Annotated in this window: 10 protein-coding genes; 3 read left to right on the forward strand and 7 right to left on the reverse strand. The window is 63.8% G+C overall.

The features are described 5' to 3' along the window. Positions 1-54: 54 nt before the first annotated feature. Entirely contained in the window at positions 55-1,257 is a 1,203-nt protein-coding gene (locus QAZ22_RS08835; protein ID WP_278206334.1) for an aromatic ring-hydroxylating dioxygenase subunit alpha, read from the reverse strand. 475 nt (positions 1,258-1,732) lie between these two features. Between QAZ22_RS08835 and QAZ22_RS08840 the strand changes: the two genes are divergently transcribed. Then, positions 1,733-2,143: a hypothetical protein gene (locus QAZ22_RS08840; protein ID WP_278206335.1), complete on the forward strand. Its 411-nt coding sequence runs from the start codon at positions 1,733-1,735 to the stop codon at positions 2,141-2,143. A 236-nt stretch (positions 2,144-2,379) separates the two neighbouring features. On the opposite strand, the gene QAZ22_RS08845 is transcribed toward QAZ22_RS08840, so the two are convergent. Continuing rightward, positions 2,380-4,479, reverse strand: a complete 2,100-nt coding sequence (locus QAZ22_RS08845) for a hybrid sensor histidine kinase/response regulator (protein WP_278206336.1) — start codon at positions 4,477-4,479, stop codon at positions 2,380-2,382. Positions 4,480-4,625: 146 nt separating this feature from the next. Beyond that, positions 4,626-5,354 (reverse strand): response regulator transcription factor, encoded by a 729-nt coding sequence (locus tag QAZ22_RS08850; RefSeq protein ID WP_278206337.1) that lies wholly within the window; start codon positions 5,352-5,354, stop codon positions 4,626-4,628. Between the two features lie 94 nt (positions 5,355-5,448). Between QAZ22_RS08850 and QAZ22_RS08855 the strand changes: the two genes are divergently transcribed. Beyond that, positions 5,449-6,135 (forward strand): response regulator transcription factor, encoded by a 687-nt coding sequence (locus QAZ22_RS08855; protein WP_278206338.1) that lies wholly within the window; start codon positions 5,449-5,451, stop codon positions 6,133-6,135. An 86-nt stretch (positions 6,136-6,221) separates the two neighbouring features. Here the strand turns inward: QAZ22_RS08855 and QAZ22_RS08860 are convergent, their stop codons facing one another. Together QAZ22_RS08860 and QAZ22_RS08865 are read right to left on the reverse strand one after the other, a co-directional pair. Continuing rightward, on the reverse strand, positions 6,222-6,386 hold the full coding sequence (locus QAZ22_RS08860; protein WP_278206339.1) for a hypothetical protein: 165 nt from the start codon (positions 6,384-6,386) through the stop codon (positions 6,222-6,224). Between the two features lie 34 nt (positions 6,387-6,420). Next, a complete protein-coding gene (locus tag QAZ22_RS08865) occupies positions 6,421-6,753 on the reverse strand; it encodes a hypothetical protein (protein ID WP_278206340.1) in 333 nt (110 codons plus the stop codon). A gap of 337 nt (positions 6,754-7,090) precedes the next feature. Here QAZ22_RS08865 and QAZ22_RS08870 point away from each other — a divergent pair, with 337 nt between their 5' ends. After that, positions 7,091-7,543, forward strand: coding sequence for a L,D-transpeptidase (locus QAZ22_RS08870; RefSeq protein WP_278206341.1), 453 nt, complete (start codon positions 7,091-7,093; stop codon positions 7,541-7,543). A gap of 152 nt (positions 7,544-7,695) precedes the next feature. Here QAZ22_RS08870 and QAZ22_RS08875 read toward each other — a convergent pair whose 3' ends face one another. Next, a complete protein-coding gene (locus tag QAZ22_RS08875) occupies positions 7,696-10,779 on the reverse strand; it encodes an efflux RND transporter permease subunit (protein WP_278206342.1) in 3,084 nt (1,027 codons plus the stop codon). Beyond that, positions 10,776-12,077 (reverse strand): efflux RND transporter periplasmic adaptor subunit, encoded by a 1,302-nt coding sequence (locus tag QAZ22_RS08880; protein WP_278206343.1) that lies wholly within the window; start codon positions 12,075-12,077, stop codon positions 10,776-10,778. Before QAZ22_RS08880 ends, QAZ22_RS08875 begins: the two co-directional genes overlap by 4 nt. Between the last annotated feature and the right edge of the window lie 48 nt (positions 12,078-12,125).

Here is a 12,125-nt window from a genome sequence, read left to right on the forward strand (position 1 = left end):
GACCCCTTCTGCCCTGCCGGGCATCTCCCCCGCAAGGGGGGAGATTAGCAGCTTCTACCCCCTCGATCGCAGCGCGTCGTTCAGTCCCCACATGTCCTTTTCCTCGGGCGCCGTCTCCAGGTTCAGCACCGGAACTTGCCTGCGCAGATGGTCGTGGTGGGTGCGCACGCCATATTCGAGGTCTGAGAGATAAAAACCCTCGAAGGCTTCCGACAGCATGGATTCGTTCGACCACACCGAAAGCTGCACGTCCTCGTTCATCGTGTCGCGGTCGATGCGATAAGCAAGGTAGCGCGCCGCCGCCTGCTCTCGCGTCTCGTCCGGATAGCGATAGATCGCGCCGCGCAGCAGCGTTTCTCCGGTTGAGAGCGGGAACTCCTGATAGAACTGCACCGATTCCGGCATGATCGACAGCGCGTTGTTGGGGAAGATGCCGTAATAGATCCAGGCCTTGCGCAGGTGCTCCGGCAGATGCGTCGGCTCGGGCGCTATTTTGACGTATTGGCCGACGCTCCAGCGCCGCCCGGCATGCGGGTTGTAAGTGGCGAAGGAACGCGACACGCCATTGATGAAAGGCTCGTCGAAATAGGTCGCGCCATAGAGGTCCTGCAGCGCCGGATGCGCCATGGCGACATGGTAGCCCTCATTGTCGACGTCGCGCACCGACTTCCAATTGACCGGCGATTTCTGCGTCCAGATTCCCCAGGACGGCACCATGTCGGCAACGCGGTAGTTGGCGATCTCGGCCTCGATCGGCTTCAAGAGCTCGGCCACCGAAGGCTGCGGGCCGCCCTTGCGGAAGCGGATAAAGATGAAGCCCATCCAGATTTCGAGGTCGAGCGGCATCAGGCCGAACTCGGTCTTGTCGAGCTCGGGGAAAGAGCGCGGCCGTGCCGCGCCCCGTAAGGTGCCGTCGAGATTGTAGACCCAGCCGTGGAACGGGCAGACCAGCGCGTTCTTGCAAGTGCCCTGGCTGTCGGCGACGACGCGGCTGCCGCGGTGGCGGCACATATTGTTGAAGGCGCGCACGACGCCATCCTTGCCGCGCACGATCAGCGCGCGCTCGCCGATGACGTCCATGGTCAGATAATCGCCGGGGTTCGGCACGTCGGAAACGTGGCCGGCGATCTGCCAATGATTGCGGAAGACGTATTCCTTCTCGAGCTCGAGAAGGGCATTGGAGTGATAACTCCACCCCGGCAACCCCCGCCGGTCCCAATCGTTGGGGATCGCCACGTCACGGAGATGCGGGTTCATAAAAATGCTCTTCTTTTTGTTGAATACTCATTCAATAAAAGCATATTTTTCATTGAAATGCAATGGTTTGTGAGAATATGGAAATTCCATGGCAGCGGGTTTGGCGCCGCTTTAGCCAGAAAAATCCCGGAAAATCCGAGCCTTAACCAGGGATGTAGAGCAGCGGTTCCGGCCGCGCATTCGGGCGCTGCGAGAGCTTCGTTCCGGCACGTCTGGCGCATCCGATAATCACAATGGTCATGCCAATTCGGCGGCTGTGTGAGGTTGCTTACAGTTGCCGGCGTCCGACAGGCGCATTTGTCCGCAAACCAGTGCGGTGAAGCTCAGCCGGCGGCAAGCGGGGAAACAGGCGTGGCGATCCAAATTCCCTGTTTCAATCCTGTTACACAGGCAATCGCGGTCGACCATTCGCCTGTTACGTGGCGCGTTTAAGTTCGTTTCATAAGGAAAAGAAAGATAACGAAGGGAGCAACCGATGTTTGCGAAAGTCCAGACCGCTGACACCAATCGACGCGCGCACGGCCCGGAGCGCAATGATCGCCGGCCGAAGCTGGCGTTGCGCCAGCGTGCCAGCGATCATCCGATGGCGATGTTCATGCTGATCGGCGCCTGCGCTTTCATCAGCATGGTGGCCGCTCCGGCAGCCGGTCCGGCCTTCGCTTCGCTCAACCCGCCGGCCAATGTCGTGGAGGGCGCGCCGACGACGCTCAAGACCGCGCGCCTGCCGGAGCCGGCGATCGATTTTGCCTGCAAGGGCCAGAACTGGGGCGCCGAGAACGCCGAATGCCTGCGCGCCATCGCCGAGCAGTCGGGCCAGCACAAGGCCCGCGCGGTGCGCATGATCGCCAACGCCCAGCCGCTCACCAACACGCCGAACGTCTTTTAGAACGGTTCAGCGTTTCACGGAATCGCCGAACCGCTCTAAGTATTTGTTTTTACGCAATTCCGGACGGAAAACCGTTACACACTTTTCCTGGAATTGCTCTAGAGCTCCCCTGAGCGCTCCCTCCAGCGCTCCAGTCAGGCTCCCGCCGCGAAGTCGGTCGGGAGCCTCTTTTTTTCGGCCCTATCGATATTCGAGTGAGGCCGACCTGGAGGCCACGCCTCTTTTGCGCTATTGGTTCAGATATGGGCGCCGTCATCGACAGCTGTCTCTTCGGCAACGGTCGAGAGGATGCCGCGGACGTCGAGTGTCGAGAACGGTTTCTCCAGGATATGCGGACGCTGCTGCGGCGGCTGGGACTCGATTTCCGCCTTGGCGCCGATCATGTCGCCGGTGACGAGCACGAAGCGCTTGGCCAGCACGGGCCGCTCGGCGAGCAATTCACGGTAGATCGATATGCCGCTGGTGCCGGGCATGCGCAGGTCCGAAAAGACGATGTCGGGCGACACGTGCCCGCCCAGCACCTCGCCGGCGGACCTCCAGCTTGCGACGATCCGCGACTTCACCCCCATCAGCTCCAGTATGTCGGAGAGCGAAGCGGCGACGTCGGGCTCGTCGTCGATGATCAGCGCATGGCGCAGCCCGCTGGAGCGCGCCGGGCCTTCGCCGGCTTTCGCGGCATCGCCGGTGATCGCCGGCAGCTGCACGACGAAGCGCGCGCCGTGCGGCTCAACCTCCTCGAACCAGATGTTGCCGTTGTGGCGCTCGACGATCGACTTGGAGATCGACAGACCGATGCCGGTGCCGACGCCGACCGGCTTGGTGGTGAAATAGGATTCGAAGATGCGCGAGCGGATCGCCTCGGGAATGCCTGGACCGTTGTCCTCGACCGAAAAGCCGGGGTTGCCGCGGTCGCTGCGGAAAGTCCGCACCTTGATGCGCCGTTCGCCGGTGACGCCGGCCAGCGCGTGCTGGCTGTTGATGAGGAAATTGGCCGCAACCTGCGTGACATGGTCGGCGTCGGCCATGGCGAGCAGCGGACCATTGGCAAAATCGGTATCGATGATGATGCCGCTGGAGCGCGCGCCGTAGGCGGTGACCTCAAGCGCCGCACGCATCACCTGGTTGAGGTCGGTTTCGGCCTGCTCGGTCGGATGCAGGCGCACCATCGACAGGAAGCTCTTGACGATGCGGCCGCAGCGCTCGGCGGCGGCGCGCACCTTCTCGGCGCGCACCTTGGTCTGCGGATCGGCAGCGAATTCATGCAGCAGCGTCGATTGCGCCACCACCACCGCGAGCGGATTGTTGAGCTCGTGCGAGACGCCGGCGAGCAGCGAGCCCATCGCCGCCATCTTCTCGTTCTGATGCAGCTTCTCGCGCTGGCGGTTGATCTCTTCCTCGGCGCGCAGCTTTTCGCGCAGGTCGCGGATCGAGCCGAAGATCAGCCGGCGGTCGGCGACCCGCATCTCCGTCGCGGTCAGCTCGATCGGAAAGATCTCGCCGGCCGCGTTCTGGGTCACGGTCTCCAGCCGCTGGTTGACCATCGGCGCGCCGCGGCCGGCCATGTAGTCGGCACCCGAGGCATAGCCCTTGCGGTAGTAGATCGGCACGATGGTGTCGAGCAGGTCCTTGCCGAGGATGTCGCTGCGTCGGAAGCCGAACATCTTCTCGGCGGCGGGATTGAACTCGATGATGGAGCCCGCCTCGTCGATGACGATGATGGCGTCGAGCGAGGCTTGCAGCATGGTGCGGCGGATGACCTCGCTGGCGTGAGCCTCCGAAGGCGAGTGCTCAATGGCATCACCGATGGCGAGCGCGATGATGTGCAGCGTCGCCTCTTCCTCGTCGGTCCATTCGCGCTCGGCGACGCAGTCGTTGACGGCGAGCGTGCCCCAAAGATGGCCGTGGGCGAAGACAGATACGGAAATGAAGGATTTTATGCTCTGCTTCTCGAAATCGGCCCGCAGGAAACCCTCGAGGTTGCGCGTGTGGCCGGCAAAGACCTTGCCCTGGCGCTCGTCTTCCTGCAGCCGCTCCAGCAGCGGATCCGAGTTGATGATCGACTGCATGATCACCGTGGGCGATGCGAGCTCGCCGCCGAAGGCGGGGTCGATCCAGTAGGCTGAAACGGACTGCGCAAAGCCCTGGCCCGGGAGCTCGCGCAGACGAAAAAGAATGCCGCGTTGGCAATCCATCGAGCGGCACAGCGTCTCCAGTATGCCGTCTATCTCGCGCTGCCAGTCGCCCGCCTCGCGCAGGCGGCGAACGACATGGACGGCCGCCATCGCGGCGCCCTGACGGGAGCCGTGCATGTCCATCCGTTCGGCCTCAACTGTCATCGTCGAACGTCATCCCCGGGCGATATCGGTAAACCATGAAATCCAGCACACAAGCCACGAAAATCGGTCACGGTTTCCGAGGAACATGCGCTGGATGGAATGCTACAGCGTCTATCGCGTATCCGAAAGGATGCGCGGCGCCGGAGTCAGTTGCTGTCGCTGGTCGGCAGCGAGAAGATATAGCCTTCGCCGCGCACCGTGCGCAGGAATTTCGGATTGGCGGGGTCCGCCTCGATCTTTTTCCTGAGACGCATGATGCGGATGTCGACCGCGCGCGACGATTCGGGGTCTTCCACGAAGCCGATCGCTTCCGAGATCGCCGCCCGCGTCAAAAGGCGGTTGGCGCGGGTGAGGAAAACCTCCAGCACATCGAATTCGCTCTTGGCCATCTCGATGACCACGCCGTTGGCGCCGGTGACGAGCCTGCCGTCGAAATCGGCCTGGAAGCCACCGAAATTCATGAAGCGGCGTGTGCCGGTCTCGGCCTTCGCGGCCTGAGGTGCCGCCGGCTGCGGCACGCGGCGAAGCACGCTGCGGACCCTCGCCAGCACCTCGCGCAACTCATAGGGCTTGACGATGTAGTCGTCGGCGCCGAGCTCCAGCCCGACGATGCGGTCGAGCGCGGTGCCGGCGGCGGTGGCATAGATGATGCCGATCTGGGTCTTGGAGCGCAGCCAGCGGCCGAGCGACAGTCCGTCCTCGCCGGGCATGGCGATGTCGAGGATGGCGAGATGGAAGGACTGCGCCTCGATCAGGCTGCGCGCCGCCGCGGCATTCTCGGCCGTGTCGACGTCATAGCCGCTGGCGCCGAGATACTCGGCAACCGCCTCCCTCAGGTCCGGCTCGTCCTCGACGACGATGATGCGCGCCTTCACAATGGTCTCGCTCCCGCTTTCAGCGGAAAGTAGATTGGGTATAAACATGATGTCCAGCGCTCATCTCGAGTTGTCTGTGGCGAGGTGGAGAAAAATGGCAGCACGGTCCGTCGTCGCGCTCGTATCCGTTGCGGAGGTGGTGGCCGGCGACCTTGCCGACCATCTCGACCGGCGCGGGCACGATGTGCGCCAAGCGCGCCAGCCCTGGGAGGCGGAGTCGCTGCTTTCGGCGGGGGGCATCGACGTCGTGGTCGTCGGAGACGATGTGAGCCAGGCGGAGGGGCGCGAGCTGCTCAAGCGCTATGGCGGCGAAGGCGGCTCCGACTTCATCCTGATCTGCCGGCCGGCCGATCTCGTCGACAAGGTGCTGGCGCTGGAGCTCGGCGCCGCAGACGTGGTGGAAAGCCCCCTCAACGTGCGCGAGCTCGCGGCGCGCATCGGCGGCCTGCTGACGCGGCGCGGCCGCAACACCCAGGAGCTGATCGTGCTGGAGAACGCCACCGTCGATCTGAGGTCGGCGATGGTGATGCATCGCTCCGGCGCCGAGGATCAGCTGTCGCCGGGGCAGGTGGCGCTGCTGAGACTGTTTCTGGCGAGCCCGCGCAAGGTGCTGACGCGCGACGACATCATCGCCGCCGCGCCCGCCGAGAATGCCGATGCTTTCGACCGCTCGATCGATTCGCGCATCGTGAGGCTGCGCCGCAAGCTCGATACCGAGACCATCACCACGATCAGGGGCGCCGGCTATCGGTTCGATCCGCCGACGCCGCGCACCGACTGAGGCGATAGCCAGCGGGTCTTTTCCTTGCTCTTGCATCGGATTTCCCAAAACCGATCTTCACTTTCGGGCCCGACGATGCTCGATGCTTAACGGACCACGAGGACCGAGGGGCCTGACGGCGCGTCGGCGGCGACGGTGATCTGGGCATGGGCGCGCTCCTTGAGCAGCACCGTTGCAAGCGCAGCAAAGCCAAGCAGCCCTTGTGCATAAAGCAGCGCGGACAGCACCGAGGCGGCAAATTTCGTCTTCATCGCTCAATCCCCAATTCGCTAAGTCGTCGATACTTCAGGAAACTCCCGAAGCGCCCGCGCCGCTGACGGAGCCCCCCGCTGCGGCGCGGGCCTTCGGTCCTCTCGGCAGCAAGTAGCCGGAGGGGCCGCGCATCCTCATCAGCCGAAGGCCGACCCGCCAGAGGGCCCTCAGCCGGTTGATGCGCAGGCTGGAAACAATCCAGACCGTGGCGATGAACAGTGCAGTGTGCAGCGTCGAAATCTCGCCTGAATTCATGGCGCCGAGCGTTGCCACAGGGTTGCCGGCGACCGAGCCGGCGCCACCGAGGATGACGGCCGCGACGCTGATCCTGAGAAGCCAGGGGCGTAGTTTCGATTTCCTGCCCATTTTCGTTTGCTGATGTCTGTTCCCGTTGCGTCAAACTTGCCGCCCTCCTGTATCCGCATCATGCCGCGCGAGCCGCGTTTTGTTGCAGATTGGTTTCGAAACCGGGGAAATGGCTTTCGTATCAAGGTCATATGCGCTTTCGCTTGCCTGTTTTCCCTGTCCTGCCGTTAACCATCCCGCACGCCAGGGGCAGGTTCCTTCGGTCGGAGCCGTTAACTTGCAGAAACAGATTCGAAACAGAAACGAGCGTCAAGCGAAATAGGCTTGAAACAGGTTCCCACGATAAGACGGCCATCGAAATTGAAGCCGGCCAGACCGGACAAAGAGAGGGATCGTCATGCATACCGCCATTTCAGCCAAGCTCATCAACATCACCGCCGCCGCGCTCACCGGCGCGGCACTGCTTTTCGGCGGCAACGCCGCTCACGCCAATCAGATCGTCGCCCGGGTTTCGCTGTCGCAGCAGACCATGGAAGTCATGGTCGACGGCCGCCCGACCTTCGCCTGGAAGGTGTCGACCGGCGACAGAGCGCATGTCACGCCGACGGGGTCGTTCAAGCCGATCCGCCTGCACGAGATGTGGTACTCGAAAAAGTACGACAACGCGCCGATGCCGCATTCGGTGTTCTTCAGCGGCGGCTATGCCGTGCACGCGACCTACGCCATCAACCGCCTCGGCCGGCCTGCCTCGCATGGTTGCGTGCGCCTGCATCCCGATGCCGCGGCCGATTTCTATCAGCTCGTCGAGGCCTTCGGCCCCGCCAACACCAGCATCGTCATCGTCAAGTGACGGGCTGGGTCAAGTAGCGGGCGGATCGCCGCCTTCGGACCAGTTTTGACGCAATTCCGGACGTTTGCCGGAATTGCTCCGGCGCCGAAGCCGCGGGGCGACCGCCAAAAAAAGAGGCCGGAGCTTTTTTCCGGCCTCTTTCCATTTTGGAGCTAAGTCGGCAGCGCCGGCATCAGCTTCGGATCCGGCTTTTCGGCGAGATGCGGCAGATCCTTGCTGGCGATGAAGGTGTAGAACATCGGCACCACGAACAGCGTGAACATGGTACCGACCAGGATGCCGGTGAAGATGACGAGACCCATCGAGTAGCGGGCCGCGGCGCCGGCGCCGCTGGAGATGATCAGTGGCACGACACCGAGCGCCATCGCCGCCGTCGTCATCAGGATCGGCCGCAGGCGCACCTTGGCCGAGGCGATGATGGCATCGCGCCGCCGCATGCCGTGGATCTCGCGCTGCTGGTTGGCGAATTCCACAAGAAGGATGCCGTGCTTGGTGATGAGGCCGATCAGCGTGATCAGCCCGACCTGCGTGTATATGTTGAGTGTACCCAGCCCGATGTTGAGCGGCACGATCGCGCCGAAGATCGAGAGCGGCACAGCCATCATGATGATCAGTGGATCGCGGAAGCTCTCGAACTGCGCGGCCAGCACCAGATAGATGACGATCACGGCGGCCGCGAAGGCGATCAGGATGGTGTTGCCCTGTTCCTTTTCCTGCCGCGACTGCCCGGAATAGTCGATGAAGAAGGTGTCGGGCAGCGTTTCCCTGGCAAGGTCCTCCAGCACCTTCAGCCCGTCGCCGGTGGTCACACCAGGCAGCGGCAGGGCCGTGATCGTCGCTGAATTCAACTGGTTGAATTGCTCGATCGCCGCCGGCGAGGCGTTGGTCGAGATCCTCACCACCGCAGACAGCGGCACCATCTTGCCATCGACACTGCGCACGAAATATTCGCCTAGCTTGTCCGGATTGTCGCGGAACTCCTGCGGCACCTGCGGGATGATGTCGTAGCTGTTGGAGTCGCGGTCGAACTGCGCCACCTCGGCGCCGCCGACCAAAAGGGTCAGCGTGCTGCCGATGTCGGCGATCGGCAGGTTCAACGCCGCCGCGCGCTCACGGTCGATGGTCACGGTCACCTGCGGCGCGTCATAGGCCATCGAGTTCTGCACGACGATGAAGCGACCGGAAGCCTGCGCCTTGTTCTTGATCTTCTCGGCCTCGTCGAAGACCTCGGAGGGATCGCCGGTCGAGCGCACCACCATGGAGATGGGCAAGCCGCCGCCGGAGCCCGGCAGCGTCGGCGGCGCGAAGACGAAGGCCTGGACGCCTGCCACCTTGGCGAGCCGGCCGGTAATGTCGGCCTGCAGCTCTTTCGAACCGCGCTTGCGGTCGGCCCAATCCTTGAAGGCGAAGCCGACGAAGGCGCTGTTGGTCTGGCCGCCGAAGGCGACGGCCGAGAACTGCGCCCTGGTCTCCGGGATGTCCTTCACGAGGCCGAGGATCTGGTTGACGTAGGTCTCGGTGTAGTCCGAGGTCGCATAGCGCGGCCCCGTCACCAACGAGAGCAGGAAGCCTTGGTCTTCTTCCGGCGCCAACTCGGTGGAGGTCTTGGTGAACATGAAGCCGGTGAGCGCGACCAGCGCCACGACGATGATCAGCGTCACCGGCCGGTTTCTGAGCGAAGCGGTGACCGCGCGCTCATAGACGCGCTCGACCCGGCTGAACGTGCCGTCGACGATACGCTGGAAGCGCCCGTGCGCGCCGGCCTTCAGGAGCCGCGCCGACATCATCGGCGTGATGGTGACGGCGATCAGGCCGGACAGCACCACCGAGCCGGCAAGCGTGACCGCGAATTCGCGAAACAGTGCGCCGGTCAGGCCGCCGGTGAAGGCAAGCGGCGCGAACACGGCGGCCAGCGTGATGGTCATGGCGATGATTGCCGAGAAGATTTCGCGCATGCCGTTGAAGGCCGCCTGCATGGGCGACATGTGTTCCTCTTCCATGTGGCGATGGATGTTTTCCACCACCACGATGGCGTCGTCGACGACGAGGCCGATCGCCAGCACCATGGCGAGCAGCGACAAGAGGTTGATCGAGTAGCCGACCGAAAAAAGGATGAAGCAAACGCCGATCAGCGACAGCGGGATGGTGACGATCGGCATCATCACCGAGCGGAACGAGCCAAGGAACAGGAGGATGACCACGATGACGATGGCGACCGCCTCGCCGATGGTCTTGAACACCTCTTCGATCGAGGCGCTGATCTGCTCGGTGGCGTCGTAGACGACCTCGATCGTCATGCCTTTCGGCAGCGTCTCCTGGATCTGCGGCACGAGCTTGGTGACCGCCGCCGCGGTCGTCAACGGGTTGGCCGCCGGCGTCGGGAAGATGGCCAGGAAGGTGCCGGGCTTACCGTTGAAGCTCACCCTGGTGTCGGTGCTTGCGGCGCCGAGTTCGACGCGCGCCACGTCGCGCAGGCGCACGACCTGACCGTCGGTCGAGCGGATCGGGAGCTGCGAGAACGCCTCCGGCGTCTGCAAGGTCGAATGCACGGTGATCGAGGAGACCACATACTCGTTCTGGGTGTTGCCGGGCGCGGACAGGAAGTTGGAGTTGTTGATCGCGGTCAGCACGTCGGCGGCGGTGGCGCTGCGGGCGGCAAGCCTGATCGGATCGATCCAGACGCGCATGGAATATTCCTCGGCGCCGAAGATCTGCACGTCGGCGACGCCTTCCACCGTCGAAATGCGAGGCCGAATGACGCGCTCGATATACTCGGTGAGCTGCTCCTTGGTCATGTTCGGATTCTGCATCGAGATATACATCATCGCGAACTGCTGGCCGGTGCCCTTGACGATCACGGGGTCCTTGGCGGCATCCGGCAGCGTGCCGCGCACGCCCTGAACCTTGGAAAGCACCTCGGTCAGCGCGACGTCGGGATTGGAGCCGAGCTTCATCTGCACGGTCACGGTGCTGGAAGACGGCCGGCTCGACGAGGTCACGTAGTCGATGTTCTCGGTCGAGGCGACGGCACGCGCGATCGGCGCGGAGATGAAGCCCTGGATCAGGTCGGCGCTCGCCCCCGGGTAGGCCGTGGTGATGGTGATCGCCGTCTCGTCCACCTTCGGATATTGGCGGATCGACAGGTTGAAGATGGCCTGGAAACCCAGGAGCAGGATCATGCAGGCCAGCACCGTCGAGAGGACGGGGCGGCGAATGAAGATATCGGAGAAGCTCATTGCTGAACCTCTTTGTTCGCCGATTTGCTGGGATCGATCGTGTTGTCGACGGCAACGGGCATGCCGTTGAAGAGCCGGTTCTGGCCGGCGGTGACGACCTGGTCGCCGGCCTTCAGGCCCTCGACGATCTCGACCATGCCGTTGTTGCGGCGGCCGAGCTTGACGAACACCTGCGACAGAACGAGCGCCGGCTGCTGCCCGGCTTCGGCGGGCTTCTGGGCGTTGTCAGCCGGTTTTGCGGCGTTGTCGGCGGGCTTTGCCGCATCGGAGGCCGGCTTGGAGGCATCGGCTTGCGGCTTGGCGGCATCGCCGGCAGGCTTCTGCGCGCCGGCTTTCTGCTGTTCCGGTTTCGCCGGCGCGCCAGCGCCGCCGTCAGCAGGCTTCGCCGGCACGACGACGAAAACAAAGTCGCCGTACAGGCTTGACGTCACCGCCGTCTGCGGCACCGAGATGACGTTGCTTTCCTCCGGCAGCTCGACGCGGATCTGCACGAACTGGCCAGGCGTCAGCTTGCCCTCCGGATTGGCAACCTCGCCGCGGATCGACACCAGCCGGCTCGCCGGGTCGATCTTGGGATCGATGCCGCGAATGGAGCCGGCAAAGGGCATGTCGGCCACGCTGCCGCCGATCCGCACCGTCTGGCCGATCTTCAGCAATGAGAGCTGCTGCTCGGGCACGGTGAAGTCGACCCGCATCGTGTCCAGATCCTGGAGGGTCACCACCGAGTTGCCTGGGGCCAGATATTGGCCGATGTCGATCCTCGGAATGCCGACCGTTCCGTTGAAGGGGGCGGCCAATTGCTTCTGGTCGAGCACGGCCTGCAGCTTGTTCACCTGCGCGGCCGAAGCGTCCGCCGCCGCGCGCGCGGCATCGAGCGTCGCGTCGGTGCCGACGCCGCGCCGCTGCAATTCGAGCGCGCGGGTCAACGCCGCCTGGTCGGAGGCGGCCTGCGCCTTCTGCGCCACCAGATCGGCCTTCTCGACGGCGTCGTCGAGCTGCAGCAGCACGGCGTCGGCCGCGACCTTCTGGTTGGCGTGGAAGAGGATGTCCTTGACGATGCCTGCCGTCTCGACGGTCAGGTCGACGCCGCGCACGGCGTTGACGGTGCCGATCGCCTCGACGCCGGGCGTCCAGTCCGACGGCTTCACCACGACGGTCGAGACGGTCGCGGCAGGCGGCTTCATGGTGGCGAAAAACTGCTTGATCGCATTGTCGCGAAACAGGTTGAAACCGACGATTCCCGCGCACGCCACGACAAGCAGCAGCAGGATTCCGGTGATGATGAAGAAGCGCTTCACGGACAGTCCCCTCAAGCCGGCAACCGGCAAAACAATCGATGCCGGGAC

Origin of the sequence: Mesorhizobium sp. WSM4906, from assembly GCF_029674625.1 — a bacterium.
Lineage (GTDB): Bacteria > Pseudomonadota > Alphaproteobacteria > Rhizobiales > Rhizobiaceae > Mesorhizobium.